The organism is Pseudomonas sp. W22_MBD1_FP4 (genome assembly GCF_052113765.1).
Lineage (GTDB): Bacteria > Pseudomonadota > Gammaproteobacteria > Pseudomonadales > Pseudomonadaceae > Aquipseudomonas > Aquipseudomonas sivasensis.
In genome coordinates, this window is sequence record NZ_JBGQOI010000001.1 from 329,954 (window position 1) to 346,936 (window position 16,983).

The 16,983-nt window shown below is 60.7% G+C and carries 12 protein-coding genes; 7 read left to right on the plus strand and 5 right to left on the minus strand.

Going from position 1 to position 16,983, the window contains the following annotated elements; translation table 11 throughout:
- Positions 1–4 precede the first annotated feature (4 nt).
- The 3 genes from ACEN2T_RS01605 to ACEN2T_RS01615 all read right to left on the minus strand — a co-directional run bounded on the left by ACEN2T_RS01605 (position 5) and on the right by ACEN2T_RS01615 (position 2,589).
- Positions 5–388: a response regulator gene (locus ACEN2T_RS01605; RefSeq protein WP_032887385.1), complete on the minus strand. Its 384-nt coding sequence runs from the start codon at positions 386–388 to the stop codon at positions 5–7.
- Entirely contained in the window at positions 373–1,731 is a 1,359-nt protein-coding gene (locus tag ACEN2T_RS01610; protein ID WP_442116168.1) for a sensor histidine kinase, read from the minus strand. Before ACEN2T_RS01610 ends, ACEN2T_RS01605 begins: the two co-directional genes overlap by 16 nt.
- Before the next feature lie 249 nt (positions 1,732–1,980).
- Positions 1,981–2,589, minus strand: a complete 609-nt coding sequence (locus tag ACEN2T_RS01615; protein WP_241150156.1) for a hypothetical protein — start codon at positions 2,587–2,589, stop codon at positions 1,981–1,983.
- Between the two features lie 248 nt (positions 2,590–2,837).
- On the opposite strand from ACEN2T_RS01615, the gene ACEN2T_RS01620 reads away from it, so the two are divergent.
- The 6 genes from ACEN2T_RS01620 (at position 2,838) to ACEN2T_RS01645 (ending at position 13,541) form a co-directional block, all read left to right on the plus strand.
- Positions 2,838–4,370: a sugar ABC transporter ATP-binding protein gene (locus ACEN2T_RS01620; protein ID WP_095184789.1), complete on the plus strand. Its 1,533-nt coding sequence runs from the start codon at positions 2,838–2,840 to the stop codon at positions 4,368–4,370.
- Positions 4,363–5,340, plus strand: a complete 978-nt coding sequence (locus tag ACEN2T_RS01625; RefSeq protein WP_032887379.1) for an ABC transporter permease subunit — start codon at positions 4,363–4,365, stop codon at positions 5,338–5,340. The genes ACEN2T_RS01620 and ACEN2T_RS01625 overlap by 8 nt, the downstream gene beginning before the upstream one ends.
- 34 nt (positions 5,341–5,374) lie before the next feature.
- The gene (locus ACEN2T_RS01630; protein WP_442116169.1) at positions 5,375–6,307 is read left to right on the plus strand and encodes an ABC transporter substrate-binding protein; all 933 of its coding nucleotides are present in this window, start codon (positions 5,375–5,377) and stop codon (positions 6,305–6,307) included.
- Positions 6,308–6,328: 21 nt separating this feature from the next.
- Positions 6,329–7,321, plus strand: a complete 993-nt coding sequence (locus ACEN2T_RS01635) for a LacI family DNA-binding transcriptional regulator (protein ID WP_099602468.1) — start codon at positions 6,329–6,331, stop codon at positions 7,319–7,321.
- 16 nt (positions 7,322–7,337) lie between these two features.
- Positions 7,338–8,798: a xylulokinase gene (gene xylB / locus ACEN2T_RS01640; protein WP_442116170.1), complete on the plus strand. Its 1,461-nt coding sequence runs from the start codon at positions 7,338–7,340 to the stop codon at positions 8,796–8,798.
- Positions 8,799–8,945: 147 nt separating this feature from the next.
- On the plus strand, positions 8,946–13,541 hold the full coding sequence (locus ACEN2T_RS01645; protein ID WP_442116171.1) for a hypothetical protein: 4,596 nt from the start codon (positions 8,946–8,948) through the stop codon (positions 13,539–13,541).
- Here ACEN2T_RS01645 and ACEN2T_RS01650 read toward each other — a convergent pair.
- Complete coding sequence (locus ACEN2T_RS01650; protein ID WP_032887368.1) at positions 13,538–13,972, minus strand: Lrp/AsnC family transcriptional regulator; 435 nt, start codon at positions 13,970–13,972, stop codon at positions 13,538–13,540. The two genes, ACEN2T_RS01645 and ACEN2T_RS01650, sit on opposite strands and share 4 nt — an antisense overlap.
- 109 nt (positions 13,973–14,081) lie before the next feature.
- On the opposite strand from ACEN2T_RS01650, the gene ACEN2T_RS01655 reads away from it, so the two are divergent.
- Positions 14,082–14,987 (plus strand): DMT family transporter, encoded by a 906-nt coding sequence (locus tag ACEN2T_RS01655; protein ID WP_095184782.1) that lies wholly within the window; start codon positions 14,082–14,084, stop codon positions 14,985–14,987.
- Here the strand turns inward: ACEN2T_RS01655 and ACEN2T_RS01660 are convergent.
- Positions 14,965–16,944, minus strand: coding sequence for a peptidase U32 family protein (locus ACEN2T_RS01660; protein WP_032887361.1), 1,980 nt, complete (start codon positions 16,942–16,944; stop codon positions 14,965–14,967). The two genes, ACEN2T_RS01655 and ACEN2T_RS01660, sit on opposite strands and share 23 nt — an antisense overlap.
- Positions 16,945–16,983 lie beyond the last annotated feature (39 nt).

The following is a 16,983-nucleotide window of genomic DNA, read 5'->3' on the forward strand; positions in this document are numbered from 1 at the left end:
GGACTCATTCAGGAGGTGTGAGGGTTGGGTTCAGCAGGGTGTCGATCTCCTGGTACAGCTCCTTGTAGCGCAGGGGTTTGCTCACGTAGGCGTCGCATCCGGCGAGTCGGGCTTTTTCCCGGTCTTCCTTCATCGCCATGGCGGTGAGGGCGATCACCGGGATGTGAGCCGTGTGAGGGTCTTGCTTGAGCAGGCGAGTGGCTGCCAGGCCATCCATGCCTGGCAATTGAATGTCCATCAAAATCAGAGCCGGCTGGTGTTCGCGGGCCATGGTCAGGCCGCTCTCGGCGTCGGCGGCCCACAGCACAATGTGGCCGGCGTTGACCAGCAGTAAGCGCGCAAGACGCATGTTGGCTTCGTTGTCTTCGACAATCAGGATGTTGGCCATGTGGCCTCCACAGTAGCGGCGGCGCGATGCAGCGGCAGCCACACCACAAAGCGTGCGCCCAGGCCTTCGCGGCTGGCCACGGCAACGCTGCCGCCCTGTAGATCGGTGAGCTGCTTGACCATCGCCAGGCCCAGGCCGGTGCCTTCGAATTTGCGTGCCAGGCTGCTGTCGATCTGGCTGAACGCCTTGAACAGCTTGCCCATGTCATCCGGGGCAATCCCGATACCGCTGTCGCTGACGCTCAACTCAAGAAAGCGGCGGTGCGCGCTGGGTTGCAGGGCAAAGCCATGCACCGGCCAATCGCCGGCGACCAGCCCCACCTCATCGCGACTGACCTCACGCACCGCCAGGGTCACGTCGCTGCCGTGGGCGCTGAACTTCACCGCATTGGCCAGCAGGTTGTAGACGATTTGCTTGGTCTTGCGTAGGTCCAGGATCAGCGTGCCCAGGTCGTCCTGGCTGTCGAGTTTGAGTTGGATACGCTGCAGGGCGGCTTTTTCGCGCACGATCAACAGGCTGTTGGCCAATAAACCGGCCAGCTCCACCGGCTCCAGTTCCAGGTCCATCATCCCGGCCTCGACCTTGGACAGGTCAAGGATGTCGTTGATCAGCGAGAGCAAGTGCTGCCCACTGGTGAAAATGTCACCGATGTACTCGCGCTGGACATCAGTCATGTCGCCCACCAGCCCGTCCTTCAGCGCCTCGGAAAAGCCGATCACCGCGTTCAGCGGCGTACGCAATTCGTGGGACATGGTCGCGAGGAACTCGGACTTCATGTGGTTGGCGTGTTCCAGCTCCAGGTTCTTTTCTTCCAGGGCGCGCTCAAAGCCTTTGCGCTCGGCTTCTTCCTGTTTGCGCGCAGTGTTGTCGGTACCGATCAGCAGGTAGCCGATGATCGTGTCATTGCGATTGCGCAACGCCGTCACCGAGACCATCGCCGATAGCCGACTGCCGTCCTTGCGGATATAGGTCAGCTCGTAGATGTCCTCGATGCCGCGCGAGGCCTTGAACACCAGCGCTTCGAACCCTGGGGTGATCGGCGTATCCAGTTCCTCGCTGAGGGCCGCCGCGCGGGTGATCAGCTCGGCAGGGTCGGAAATGTCAGCGGGGGTGATGCGGTTGACCACATCGACAGCGGCATAACCGAGCATGCGTTCGGCGCCGACATTGAAGATCTGGATCACGCCTTTTTCATCGGTAGCGATGCTGGAGAAATAAGCGCTATTGAAGATGGCGTCTTGCAGGGCGCCGGTCTTGAGCAGGGTTTTCTGGCGTTTGAATTCGACGATTTTTTTAGCGCGTGACTGCGGTTCGCTGGGGTGGTCGGTTGAGCTTTTATCCATCGTGGTGGGGTTCCGTGAACGTAAGGCCCGCCATCGTCAGTGGGCGAGGGCGCAGAGCATGCTCACAGAAGATCGCGATGAAGCGACGAGGAGGAGATGAGGTCCTTGGACAATAGCAGACATTATGGCGATTTGATGTCTTGGTCTATCTCTTCGGATTGGAAGGCACTCATATGAGTGCCTTTGAGGCTTGTCGTTAATGAATCGTTTCACTCATGGATAAACGACCTGCGCCAGCGCTGGTTTACCTCAGCGCAGACCGAACATGAATTCTCTTTGTGGGCAATTGCTGCTTCTGGCCTTAACGGCCATGTTGAGATTGCGCAGTTCGTTGCAAATCTGCGCGATGTTTTTCGGCGTGACGTAAAGGTTGTTGGAAAACCACAGGTGCTTGGCAGTGGGTAAGTTCTTCAGGGCTCCGCCCGCTGTGAGTATCCGCAAAACGATGGTGGAGCAGTTTTTGCGGAACAAATCGTAATGGGCGTTGGTTTTGTTGCGTATTTTGAACCACTCGGCCCGCATGTTCGCCACGTCCAGCCCGGAAATTGTATAGACCAGATGGGGAGGGCTGCCTTCGGCGCTTATGTCCGACTCCAGGAACAGGTTGCGTCCTTGCGGCTGCTTGCCTAACCACTGCGCGTCACTTTCCGGCCACCAACTCACGTAGTTGGTATTGACATGCTCGATCGCCCCCCTGTCGACATGCCGTGCCTCTCTATTTGCATACGCGTAGTAATTGCGCTCTATATTTTTTCCGATATGTGGGTCGCCGATGTACAGGGCGGCGTGGCCGACGTTTGTCTCTTGCTTAGCAAATACGGGAAACCAGATATAAACGACGGCGCTGGAAAGGGGCATGGTCTTCGATTTTTTCCGCGTGAATGAGGGGCGCGCATTCTAGTCAGGTCATCTGTCTTTGCCCCTTACCCTACGGGCATAGGGTTGTAACCAAATCCATCCTGCGACCCGCAAAATTTCACCAAACAGCTTGGTGAAACGTTTCTTCAATGACAAAAATGCCTAAGCAAGCGCTTGCGTACGAAAATGTATCTGGATTAGAGTCGGCCTCGCTTAACCACAAAAATAATAAAACCAGGAGCTCAGCCATGAGCCTTGAACCCTTGCTTGAGATGCAGGGCATCAGTAAAACCTTCAGCGGTTTGCGCGTGCTCAAAAGTGTCGGCCTGAAGGTCTACCCCGGCGAAATCCACGCCTTGATGGGGGAGAACGGCGCCGGCAAATCGACGCTGATGAAAATCCTCTCCGGCGCCTACCAGGCCGACCCCGGCGGCGAAATTCGCATCAGCGGCCAAGCCATCGCCACTTACAACCCCGCCACCGCCAAAGCCCTCGGCATCGCCGTGATCTATCAAGAGCTGAGCCTGTGCCCGAACCTGAGCGTGGCCGAGAACATCTACCTGGGCCGTGAACTGCGCCGAGGCTGGACCATCGACCGCAAGGGCATGCAGGCCGGCTGCGTCGAAGTGCTGCAACGCCTGGGAGCTGAGTTCACGCCGGCAACTCAGGTCAGCAGCCTGTCGATTGCCGAGCGCCAACTGGTGGAAATCGCCCGCGCCTTGCACGCCCACGCCAAAATCCTGGTGATGGACGAACCCACTACGCCACTCTCGTCCCGCGAGACCGACCGGCTGTTCGCGCTGATCAAGCAACTGCGCAGCCAAGGGTTGGCGATCATCTATATCAGCCACCGAATGGCCGAGATCTATGAACTGTCGGACCGCGTCTCGGTGTTGCGCGATGGCCAGTACATCGGCGAACTCACCCGCGATGCGCTGTCGGCCGAGGTGCTGGTGAAGATGATGGTGGGCCGTGACTTGTCCGGCTTCTATAAGAAAGAACACGCCGCCTACAACCCCGGCAACGTGGTGATGCGCGTGCGCGACATGGCCGATGGCAAACGCGTGCGCAACTGCAGTTTCGATTTACACGCCGGTGAAGTGCTGGGCATCGCCGGACTGGTGGGGGCAGGGCGCACCGAGCTGGCGCGGCTGATCTTCGCTGCCGACCCTCGCACCAGCGGCACACTGGAAGTGGTGGGCAAGACCGTCACCCAACTGCGCACCCCGGCGGACGCGATTCGCGCCGGCGTGGTGTACCTCACCGAAGACCGCAAGGCCCAGGGCCTGTTCCTGGATATGAGCGTGGCCGACAACATCAACGTCTGCGCCTGCGTGCCGGACGCCCATGCCGGCGGCTTGCTGGATCGCGGTCATGCGGCGCAGCGCTCGAATGACGCTATCAAGTCCCTGTCGATTCGCGTCGCGTCGGGCAAGGTCAATGTCGGCGCGTTGTCCGGCGGCAACCAGCAAAAGGTGTTGCTGGCACGGCTGTTGGAGGTCAAGCCCCATGTGCTCATCCTCGACGAACCGACGCGGGGCGTAGACATCGGCTCCAAGTCCGAGATTTACCGCATCATCAATCAACTGGCCCAGGCCGGCGTGGGCATTGTGGTGATTTCCAGCGAACTGCCGGAAATCATCGGGACCTGCGACCGGGTGCTGATCATGCGCGAAGGCCAGTTGGTGGCCGAAGTCGGCGGGGCTTCCGGCCACGCTATTTCCCAGGAACGTATTATTGACCTCGCCACCGGTGGCGATCAGGTGGTTGCCCATGGCTGATTCGATGATTGCAACAACAGGCAAGGCAGAGCGCGTGCGCGAACTGATGCGCACGGTCGGCATGTTGCCGGTGCTGATATTGCTGCTGGTGGGCTTCGCCCTGGCCAGCGAGAACTTCCTGACGGTGCAAAACCTGTCGATCATCACCCAACAGGCCTCGGTCAACGTGGTGCTCGCGGCGGGTATGACCTTCGTGATCCTCACGGCGGGCATCGACCTGTCGGTGGGGGCGATTCTAGCGGCGTCCGCCGTGGTGGCATTGCAGGCGTCAATGTCGCCGCAGTTCGGTATGTTCGGGATTGCCGCCGGGATTGGCTTTGGCCTGTTGCTGGGCCTGGTCAACGGCGGGCTGATCGCCTTTATGCGCCTGCCGCCGTTTATCGTCACACTCGGTGCACTCACCGCGATGCGCGGCCTCGCACGGTTGCTGGCGGATGACAAAACCGTGTTCAACCCCGACCTGCCCTTTGCGTTTATCGGTAACGATTCGATTCTTGGTGTGCCGTGGCTGGTGGTGATCGCCGTGGCAGTGGTGGCGTTGTCGTGGTTCATCCTGCGCCGCACCGTGATGGGCGTGCAGATCTACTCGGTGGGCGGCAACCCAGAAGCCGCGCGGCTGTCCGGGATCAAGGTGTGGAAAGTGCTGCTGTTTGTCTACGCCATGTCCGGTGCGTTGGCCGGGCTTGGCGCGGTGATGAGCGCCTCGCGCCTGTTTGCCGCCAATGGCCTGCAACTCGGGCAATCCTATGAGCTGGATGCGATTGCGGCGGTGATCCTCGGCGGCACCAGTTTTACCGGCGGCGTGGGCACCATTGGAGGCACGCTGATCGGCGCGCTGATTATCGCGGTGCTCACCAATGGCCTGGTGCTGCTGGGCGTGTCGGATATCTGGCAGTACATCATCAAGGGCATCGTGATCATTGGCGCCGTGGCGCTGGATCGTTATCGCCAGTCCGGTGCGCGGACCTGATTTCACTCATACAACAATCACAAGAGAGACTCCCATGAAGCTTAAACACCTGTTTCCTGTCATTGCCTTGGCCGCCCTGATGTCGCAAGCCGTGGAGGCCCGGGAGCTCAAAGCCCTCGGCATCAGCATGGGCTCGTTGGGTAACCCGTATTTCGTGACCCTGGCCGACGGCGCAACCGCCCGCGCCAAGGAGTTGAATCCCAACGTCAAGGTCACCTCGGTGTCGGCCGACTATGACCTGAGCAAGCAGTTTTCGCAGATCGATAACTTCATTTCGTCCAAGGTCGACCTCATCCTGATCAACGCCGTCGACCCTTCCGCCATGGCCTCGGCGATCAAGAAAGCCCGCGACGCCGGTATCGTCGTGGTCGCTGTGGATGTGGACGCCAAAGGCGTGAATGCCACCGTGCAGACCGACAACGTCGAAGCCGGCAAGCTCGCTTGCCAGTACCTGGTGGACAAGCTTTCGGGCAAAGGCAATGTGATTATCCAGAACGGCCCGCAAGTGACCGCTGTGACCGATCGAGTCAAAGGCTGCAAGGCTGCACTGGCCGGGGCGCCAGAGATCAAGGTGCTCTCCTACGACCAGGACGGCAAAGGCTCCCGCGAGGGCGGCTTGAACGTGATGCAGGGTTACCTGACGCGCTTCGCCAAAATTGACGGCCTGTTCGCAATCAACGACCCGCAAGCCATCGGCAGCGACCTGGCGGCCAAACAGCTCAAGCGCAGCGGCATCATCATTACCTCAGTGGACGGCGCGCCGGATATCGAGAACGCCCTGAAGACCGACACCCAGATCCAGGCGTCCGCCAGCCAGGACCCATGGGCCATGGCCCAGACTGCCGTGAACGTGGGCAATGACATTCTCAATGACAAAGCCCCGGCCGAAGCGGTTACCCTGCTGACCCCCAAACTGATCACCCGCGACAACGTCGGTACGTACAGCGGTTGGTCCAGTAAACATTGATCTATTGAGAGGAACGGCGCCGTGGTCACCATGGATGACGTGGCAAGCAGGGCGGGGGTGTCGACGTCGACCGTGTCCCACGTGTTGAACGGCACCCGCAAAGTCAGCCCGGCCACGGTGCAGGCAGTGCAGCGGGCGATCCAGGCCTTGGGATATATCCCTAATACCCTGGCGCGCTCGCTGGCCCGCTCCAGTACCAACACCCTTGGCGTGGCGATCTCGGCGTTGTCCAACCATTACTTCAGCGAAACCGTGCACGCGATTGAAACCGAGTGCGCCAAACACGGCTACATGATGCTGTTTGTCGATACCCATGATGACCCGGAGCAGGAATTGCGGGTGGTCACGGCGCTGCATCATCGACGGGTCGATGGGATTGTCCTGGCGCCGTCCAACGGCTCGATGGCCCTGGCGTATTTGCAGGCCAACGAGATTCCAGCGGTGTTGGTGGATCGCATGATGAGTGAGCACTTCGATCAAGTCGGGGTGGAGAATGCCCAACCGACCCAGGCCCTGATTGAACACCTGATTGCCCATGGGCATCGCCGTATCGGTTTCATCGCCGGACGTGCCGGATTCAGCACCACGGATGAGCGAGTGGCGGGGTACAAAGCCGCTTTGCAAGCGGCGGGGTTGGTGTTTGATCCGCAACTGCTGGTCGACGGCGGCTCCAATACTGAGCCGGCACGCCAGGCCACCGTTCAGTTGCTGGGCTTGGCTGCGCCGCCCACGGCGATCATGGCCGGCAATAACCTGATGACCCTTGGTGCCATGCAGGCACTGCGGGAGGCGCAGATCGAGGTGCCGGGGCAAATGGCCCTGGTGGGGTTCGATGATTTCGATTGGGCGGATTTATTTGTGCCGCGTCTGAGCCTGATCGCGCAACCGGTCAAGGCCCTCGGCGCACGCGCGGTCGAGTTGCTGCTGCAGCGCATGGCTGCGCCCGGCGCGCCACCCCAGAGCGTACGACTGGCACCCACCCTGCAATTACGTAACTCCTGCGGCTGTGATTGATTGGAATAACGCACGTATGAACAGTCCTGTTTCCCTCGGAATCGACCTCGGCACTTCGGAACTCAAGGCCATCCTCATGGACACCGGCGGTGCTGTACTGGCCCATGCCGGCGTGCGCTTGAGCGTGTCACGGCGCCACAGCGGTTGGTCCGAGCAGGCTCCGGAAGATTGGTGGCAGGCGTGCCTGCAGGCCTTGGACCAATTGCGCCAGCATGAAGCGTTCGCCCGAGTGGCCTGTATCGGGCTGTCCGGGCAGATGCACGGTGCGGTTTTACTCGGGGAGGACGACCGCGTGCTGTACCCGGCGATCCTGTGGGACGACTCCCGCGCCGTGGCCGAAGCCGAACAGTTGGGGCCGACCTTTGCCGAGGTCACGGGCAGTTTGCCCATGGCCGGGCTGACTGCACCCAAGTTGCTGTGGCTGCAACAGCACGAACCTGAGGTATTCAAGGCGATTGACTGTGTGCTGTCGCCCAAGGACTACCTGCGTTTGCGGCTCAGTGGCGAGCGGATCAGCGAGATGTCCGATGCGGCGGGTACGCTGTGGCTGGACGTGGCGCAACGTGAGTGGTTCGCCCCGATGCTGCATGCAACGGGCCTCACGCCTGCGCAGATGCCCCGGTTGGTGGAAGGTGGCGCCGCGAGTGCGTGCGTGACGCTCAGTGGCCTGGGCTTGCCGACAAACGTGGTGATCGCCGGTGGTGGCGGCGATAACCCGGTGGCCGCAGTGGGTATGGGGGCGATCAATGCCGGTGATGCGTTTATCACCCTTGGTACCAGCGCGGCCCTGGTCGCGATCACCGATCACGCTGCCGGTAACCCTGCCAGCGCTGTGCACAGTTTCTGCCATGCGCTGCCCAACCGCTGGTACACCATGGGCGCCATGCTCGCCGGCGCCAGTTGCCTGCGCTGGATCACTCGGCTCACCGGGACGGCAGATGAGCAAACGCTGTTGAATCAGGTGCAGGCGCAATTCCCGATCGGACAGCCGGTGCCGTTGGATACGCCGCTGTTTCTGCCTTACCTGGCCGGTGAGCGCACGCCCCATAACGATCCATTATTGCGGGGTGGGTTTATGAACCTCGGTCACGACTGCAACCCCGCCATGCTCGGTTATGCAGTGATGGAGGGCGTGGGCTTTGGCCTGCTGGATGCGTTGCGCGCCGTGCAATCCGCCGGTGCCAGTGTTGGCGCCTGTGCGCTGGTGGGCGGTGGTGCGCGCAGCGAGTACTGGGCCCAACTGTTGGCCAACATCCTCCAGCGGGAAGTCCATACCCTGCACGGCAGCGAGCTGAGTGCGTGTATTGGGGCGGCGAAGCTGGGGTTTCTGGCGATGGGGCAGGGCGCGGAGTTGTTGCAGGCGGGTATGCCGGTGAAGGCGCGTTATCAGCCTGATTTGGCTCAGCATGGGTTACTGGAAATGCGCTATGCCAAATTCAAGCAGTTATTGCCCGCCGCCAAGGCGTTGCGTGATTGAAGGGCTGCCTGTCGCGCATATTGAACTACAGTTAAATCTGGCGTCAGTTGCGAGTTTACTGTGCCACGGGCATTTCGCCGGCGCAGTCTCGGAGCGAGTGGAATCAGCTGCTGCAACTGGGTAATTGACTACTCAGGGAGAAGCACGATGCGCTCCGAAAAAATTCCTTCCACCCTTGCAACGTGGCAGAAAGGGGCGCTTCGCCTTGCATTACCTGCCTTGGTATTAATTGCCTTTGTGTGGGTGACTGTTGCGACCGGCACCGCCCGGGCTGACGATGCTCCCTCCCTGATCATCCTTGACAGTGGTGCCCCGAAAACCGTGCTGGGCCAGCCCGCCAGCCTGGGCCGTGGTAACGCAAAATTGTTGCTTGATACACAGCAGTGGCTGGACATTCCGTTGGATCGGAGCGTGACGGTCAGGGTCAAGAAACTTCGAGTTTCCCAGCAGTCCGGTGCCACGGTGTGGGTGGGTGAGGTGCAACCTTCCGCATCCGGGCGTCGTTACATCTCTCCCGGTACTGACCTGTCCCATGACCTGGCCATAGACCCCAAGAACCTGGCGATCCTGGTGGCCCATGATGAGCGTGTCACCGGCACCGTTATCGTGGACGGGGTCAGTTATGAAATTTTACCCATGGAGAATGGCCAGGTTGCCGTCTCGCGCAGGCAAGACGCCGACCTTCCTGACCCCCCACTTGTCGACACCCTGAACGCACGCGATGTGCAGGCAGTTGCGCGCAACGGCGACACGGTGCAGCAGCCGATACGTGTCCTGACGGTCTATAGCAACGATGTTCGCGATGCGTTAGTTGATCCCGTCGCACAAGGCATCAAGCACTTCGAGTATTTCAAGACGGTGGCCCAGCTCAGCGGGGTGACCGGGGTGTTTGAAAATGCAGGGGTGGCGCACATCGACTACAACCAGCCATCCAAGCAATGCCTGGGCGATTTGCCCTGCATGAATCGGTTGCTGAGCCCGGTCGGGACGTTAAGCAGTGATATTCGCACCCAACTAAAGGCCCATGTGGTCATCGCAATGCTGGATACCGATGGCGGCCTCGCGTCCACCGCAGGGCCCACATCGCTGAGACAAAGCCATGCCTACGCGACCATGCACAGCGCCCAGACCTACGCCCATGAAGTCGGTCATTTATTGGGCGCACACCATGAAGATGCCGGGACGCCCTATCCGTATTCCCGTGGTTATTGCCAGCGTAGCGTCTTGCCTTACTGGCACACCCTCATGGGGTATTGCGGCGGTGCCACACCGTCCTCGGTACGTATTGGTGTCTATTCCAATCCGCAATTGACGTACCAGGGATTACCCACCGGGGTGGAGGGCGTGAATGACAATGTACGTTCCATCAACAACTGGCATTCGGTAATCGCCGGCTTTTTCCCACCTCCCGATCCAACAGGGGCGCCCATCGCCAGTGGCTTCGTGGAGTTGGGGCAAAAAGACCTGCCGTTTTCCGGTGAGCGCGCCACGCTCAATGCCAAGGCGTCACGCAATCCTGGCGTGGACGCGCTGCAATTCGAATGGTCACAGCTTGAAGGTGCGCCGGCGGCTGTGATCGACAACAGCCAGTCGGACATGGCCGTTGCACATTTCCCTGAAGTCCAGGTGCCCACCGACTATCGCTTTCGCCTCACCGTCAAGAACGCCACAGGGGCCGTGGACACCATCGTTGCCAGCGTGCGGGTGTATCCGCGCACCCTCGGGGACGCTTGCGAAAACGTAGCGCCATGGGACCCCGCGCAGGTGTACTCCGTGCCCGGCCAGCCGGTGAGTTACCAAGGCAATCTGTACCGTCTCATCGTGCCTGCGAGCGGTAGCTCTGCGCGACGTGCACCGGCCGTCTGGAGCGGATTGGTGGCGCCGATGAACTGGCGGCTGATCAAGACCTGTGACGACGCAAGGACTTTGCAGCAGCGTCTGGCGGCGGTGGACCACTGGGCAAGGGTCAACCGCGACGCGCCGGTGACTGTCGGCTTGCAGCAACAGCTGCACAATTTGCTGGCGCAACTACGCATGGACTGGCCTGCGCCAGCGGCGGCGGGGCGCCTGCGCCCGATCGAGTTCGAATCCAAAAACTGCGTGGTCAAGGACGCGGCCAACCCCCTCAGGTTGGTGGCGCAGGAGGCTTGTCATGAGCCCAATGCGGCGCGCTGGTTGCTCGATGGCAGTGGACGCCTGCACGCCATGGATACCCCGGAGCTGTGTGTGCGCAACAACGGCGATGATCAGCCAGTGGCGTTACAGGCCTGTGCCGACGACAGCACGCCCTGGGTCCGTCTCAAGGAAGGGTTCATTGACTACCAAGGGGCCGTGGGGCTGTCCCTTGCAAGCGACTTCACCGTAAACCCGTCGGTGGATTACGGTAATTTCCTGGCCAACGTGGGGGGGAGTCTGATCACCAAAACAAAAATCCCGACCAACTCCGTCACTTACACCCGCTTCGGCAACGTTGCCCAGGACGCTAGTTTGCTGCTGGCCCATGCGGGCGCGGACACCTTGAAAGTGGTCGGCCACGTGATGGACAGTGAAGGGCAACCCGGCACCGCTCCGCCCATGCCACCGATGATTGTGATCAGCGGACCCACCGAGGCCAGCAGTGGTGACAGCGTGCAACTGGACGGCGCGGGTTCGAGTTCCATCAACCCAGGCGCCAACCCGCTGATTTACACGTGGGAAGCACCGCCCGAACTCGGCGCACACACCAACGGTGCGTTGCTGCAATTCAACGCGCCGACGGTGACCACGCCGACGCCGTACACCTTGGCCCTTCGGGTCGATGACGGGCAGCTCCAGGCCCGTGAAGAGCATGTGGTCGTGGTGCGCAACCAGGGACAAGGCGGGCCCGAAGGCGAGCTGAACGCTCCGGCGGAGGTGGTGGAAAAAACCACCGCGATCTTTACGGCCTTGGTCAACTCCCCCGGCAACTTGCCCTTGATGTATGACTGGCGGATCCCACCTGGGTTTACGGGCCAGGTGGGCAATACCGCGAGCGTGACCCTCACGGCACCGCCGGTCGCGGCTGACACGACGCTTGAGTTGGCCCTGGACGTACGCGACAGCAACGGCGCAACGCTGAATTTGCACAAAACCGTAATCGTCAAAAAAGATACCCAGTTGGTCGGGGGAACCATCGTCGGCGAAACGCACGTTCCGAGCGATCAGGCCTTCACCCAGCACGTCGAAATCGGCAACCCGCACAATCGTGAACTGACCTACGTGTGGACCGTAACATCGCCGCCCGAAGGCGCCTTGACGGTAATAGGCCCTAGCGATCAGCGGGAGATCACCCTCAAGGCGCCTAAGTTGATGGCTAACAAGAATGGTTACGTCAGGGTGTTGGTCCGAGATGGTGTGGGCTTCGCATCGCTGCCGAACAAAACCATCCAGATCAAGGCGTATGAATATCCTCCTTTGATCGGCCGCATGATCTTGCCTAACCATGTCAACGTGGGGGACATCTTTGAGCCCCGGGTGATCATTGATAACCCTGAAGACCGGGATCTGAGCTATCGCTGGTGGGTGAACACCGCCAGCTTCGAATTGTTGGATGCCGACCCCAAGCAGCCCACAGCCCGAGTGAAGGCGGTCAAGTCGAGTAATAACGGTGGGTTGGTGGTTCAGGCCACGGTCAGCGACGGCGGTCCTCGAACGGTGATTTACAACGAGCCTCGCGTGGTTGTTGGAGAGCCGTCCGGCGCCAATCCACCCCAAGGTCAACTGAACGGCCCTCTGGAAGTCGTAAGTGGCCAAAGCATTCGTTACCAGGCCGCGTTTACTTCGCCCGTTGGCAATCCCTTGAACTACGCGTGGGTCAAAGGCTCATTGATCGGCGCCACGCCCAACAGTGCCGATCAGACCTGGACCGCGCCGCAAGTCACCACCGATCAAGTGGTCACCGTGGCGGTGACGGTTTCTGACGCGGCCCGCAACAGTGTCAAAAAAGCCGTCGCGGTGTTGGTCAAGGCCAGCGGCTCTGAGCCAGATCCAGAGCCTGATCCGCTACCGCCGGTGGGTAAAATCATCAGCACCGACGACGTAGAAGCCGGTGCATCCATCCTGTTCACTACCGACGCAGCCTCGAACCCGCCGGGCGGCGAACTGAAGTACGCGTGGTCCATTTCGCCGCCACTGGAGGGTACGCTGGTCGATGGCCCGTCGCTGACACTGCGTGCGGCCCAGGTCAGCGTGGTGACCCCGGCCACGGTGTCATTGACCGTCACAGACAGCAAGAACGCCAGCCTGAACCTGCGCAAGACGGTGAGCGTCGTACCGTCCGCCAGGCCCGTCGCCCAGATCAGTGGGCCTACCACGGTCGAAGCGGGCAAATCCCTGGCGTTGTCGGCGACCGGCTCAAGTGGGCTCTCGTTACGCTACGCATGGCAGGCAGAGGGCTTTACCCCGGCTGCTTCGGTCATGGTCAGCCCAACGTTCACTGCGCCCACCACTGCGGGCGCGCGAAGCATCGGGCTGACCGTGACCGACGTCGCCAACCGCACGGCCAGCGCCAGTCATTCGGTGATTATCAGCCCACCGGAGCAAGCCGGGGATTGCGCGCCGCCGTGGGTGGCGAGCAAAGCCTATTCGGTCAACAACGAGAAAGTCTCGTATGACCGCTACAACTATGAGGTGGCGCACTGGACGCAAAACCAACGGCCGGATTTGAACTGGGTCATCACAGGCAGCGCCAAACCTTGGCGACGGCTGGCGCCCTGCGCACCCTAGAGGGGCGGTAAACGCCGCTTTACCGGGGTTTTCTTGACGATGGCCGTGTTGGTTTCGGCATAGGCGTTGAGGCGGTCAAGCAGGCTGTCGAGATGGTCCATGGTGCGTACATGCAGACGGGCGATAAAGCAGTCTTCGCCCGTCACCTTGTCGCACTCGGTGAACTCGGGGATCGCCTGGATCTGGCGTTCCACTTCCTGCAACTGGCCGGGCAGAGGACGGATGCGCACGATGGCTTGCAGCAAATAGCCAAAATGCTTGGGGTCAATGTCCACGGTGTAGTGGGTCAGCACGCCGCGTTCTTCCAGGCGACGCAAGCGTTCGCCAACGCTGGGCGAGGACAGTCCGGTAATACCCGCCAGGGCCTTGAGCGACAAACGCGAGTCGTCCATCAAGGCGGCGATCAGTTGCTGGTCGATGGTGTCAATCATGGTGTTCGCCTAATAAGAAAAGGTGATTTCCGGTGCTTGCCTTTTTTAGTCGCTGGAGCCGATCACGCGCAGATTGCCATAATTGAGCCTCACTTGAGGAGCTCCAATCATGGATACATCGATCCGTCGCGGTTCTTGGGAAATGGTTGCCGCCATGCTCATCTCGGGCACCATTGGCTGGTTTGTGCTGGTGTCGGGCGTGTCGGTGATTGAGGTGGTGTTCTGGCGCTGTGTGATCGGTGGGCTCACGTTACTGCTGGTCTGCGCGGTGCTGGGTTATCTGCGCCTGGACCTGCTCAGTTGGGCCCGGCTCGGGCTGGCGATGCTCAGCGGTGTGGCCATCGTCGGTAATTGGTTACTGTTATTTGAATCCTATTCCCGCGCATCCATCGCCATCAGTACGGCGGTGTACAACGTTCAGCCGTTCCTGTTGGTCATGCTGGCGGCGCTGTTTCTCGGTGAAAAAATCACCCTACAGAAACTGGCTTGGCTGAGTGTGGCGTTTATGGGGATGCTGGCGATTGTCACTGCCCATGGTGAGCAGCAGAGCGGTGGTGGGGACTATTTGACGGGAATCGTCCTGGCGTTGGGCGCGGCGTTTTTGTATGCCGTAGCGGCATTGATCATCAAGCGCTTGAAGGACGTGCCGCCGCATTTGATGGCGTTGATCCAAGTGATTACCGGTGCGCTGCTACTGGCACCGCTGGTGCCTTGGAATAGCCTGCCGCAGGCGAGTAATGCCTGGTCGGCATTGGTGGCCCTGGGCGTTGTGCATACCGGGTTGATGTATGTGTTGCTGTACGGGGCGATCCAGAAACTGCCGACGGCCATCACCGGCGCGCTGTCGTTTATCTACCCGATAGCGGCGATCGTCGTCGATTGGATTGCCTTTGGCCACCGCCTTGGTTGGCTGCAATGGCTGGGGGTGGCGGCTATTCTGCTGGCGGCTGCCGGGTTGCAGCGGGGCTGGTGGTGGCCCCGCTCCCGCAGGGTTAGTGCGTGCCCTGAAAGATGATCTTATCCGGGTTGAAATGCTCCACCACGCTGCCCGGCTGCGGCAAGCCAAGGATATGCCCCTTGATCTTGCCCACCACATGCATCTCGCACGGCTTGCAGTCGAACTTCAGCGTCAGCACTTCGTCGCCATGGATCAATTGCATCGGCGCGACCTTGGTTTTCACGCCCGTCACACCCTTGGCCTGTTTAGGGCAGAGGTTGAACGAGAAGCGCAGGCAGTGCTTGGTGATCATCACCGGTACTTCGCCGGTTTCTTCATGGGCTTCAAAGGCAGCGTCGATCATCTGGACGCCGTGACGATGATAGAAGTCGCGGGCCTTCTGGTTGTAGACGTTAGCCAGGAACGACAGGTGCGCTTCCGGGTAAACCGGCGGCGGCGTGGTCTCGGCCTTGCGTCCACCACGGGGGTGAGCCGCGACACGGGCCGCAGTCAGCGTTTCGATCACTTCGCGGCGCAATGCCTTGAGCTGCGAGTTGGGGACGAAGAACGCCTGTGGCGCGTCCAGCTCGATATTCGTCGCGTGATACTCGGTAGTCCCGAGTTGGCCAAGCAGGTCGCGCAGGGTATCCAGCGCCTGCTCCGGCTTGTTGGCCGCGCCGAACGGGCCGGGCAGGGTGACGCTGGCGCTGATGCCTTCTTCACTGGTAGCGGTAATTTCCAGCTGGTCTTCACGCAGGCGCGCGACCCACGACAGGCCGATACGGCGCTCCGCCGAGGTCTTGAGCAGCGCTTGTTGCCAGTTATGGTCCAGGTTGCGGTTCAGCGGATGGTGCGGGCGCAACTGGTGCAGACCGGCCGGCATTTCGTTCGGCTCGACGCGGTAGCGATAGCGCTTCTGGCCGTCTTCCTCGAACTCGCCCTTGGGTTCGGCGATGTTGGCGCGAAAACCCACCACTTCGCGTTTGACCAGCACGTTCAGCCCGTCACCGTTGGACAACGGCTCATGGGTGACCACTTGCAGATCGCGCTTGCCGGCTTTTTCCACCGTACCGACCGGCAGGCCGGTGAAGGTCGGCGTGTCGAAGGCGCCGATGTCGATCTTGCGGTCGCTGACGAAATAGTCGGTGCTGCCACGGTGGAAGGTTTTTTCCGGGTCAGGCAGGAAAAAGTGCACGGTGCGGCCGCTGGAAGCGCGGGCCAGGTCTGTGCGGTCTTCAAGCACGTCGTCGAGGCGCTGGCGGTAATAGGCGGTGATGTTCTTCACATAGCCCATGTCCTTGTAGCGGCCTTCGATCTTGAACGAACGCACACCGGCTTCGACGAGGGCGCGGATGTTGGCGCTCTGGTTGTTGTCTTTCATCGACAGCAGGTGCTTTTCAAAGGCCACGACGCGGCCCTGATCGTCTTTCAAGGTGTACGGCAGGCGGCAAGCCTGGGAGCAATCGCCACGGTTGGCGCTGCGGCCATTTTGCGCGTGGGAGATGTTGCACTGCCCGGAGAACGCCACGCACAGGGCGCCGTGGATAAAGAACTCGATGGCGGCATCGGTCTCGTCGGCGATGGCGCGGATTTCCTGCAGGTTCAGCTCACGGGCCAAGACCAACTGCGAGAAACCGGCCTGGTCGAGAAACTTCGCGCGGGCCAGGGTGCGGATATCGGTTTGGGTGCTGGCGTGCAGCTCGATGGGCGGAATATCCAGCTCCATCACACCCAGGTCTTGCACGATCAACGCGTCAACACCGGCGTCGTAGAGCTGATGGATCAGCTTGCGCGCGGGTTCCAGTTCGTTGTCATGCAAGATCGTGTTGATCGTTGTGAAGACGCGCGCATGGTAACGGTGAGCGAACTCTACCAACTGAGCGATATCGCTCACGTCATTACACGCGTTATGACGGGCGCCGAAACTTGGGCCGCCGATGTAGATGGCGTCGGCGCCATGCAGGATCGCCTCCCGCGCGATGGCGACATCGCGGGCAGGGCTGAGCAATTCCAGGTGATGCTTGGGCATGGACATAGTTTTTTAGTCAGGCTTGTCACGGTTGAGGCGCGCATT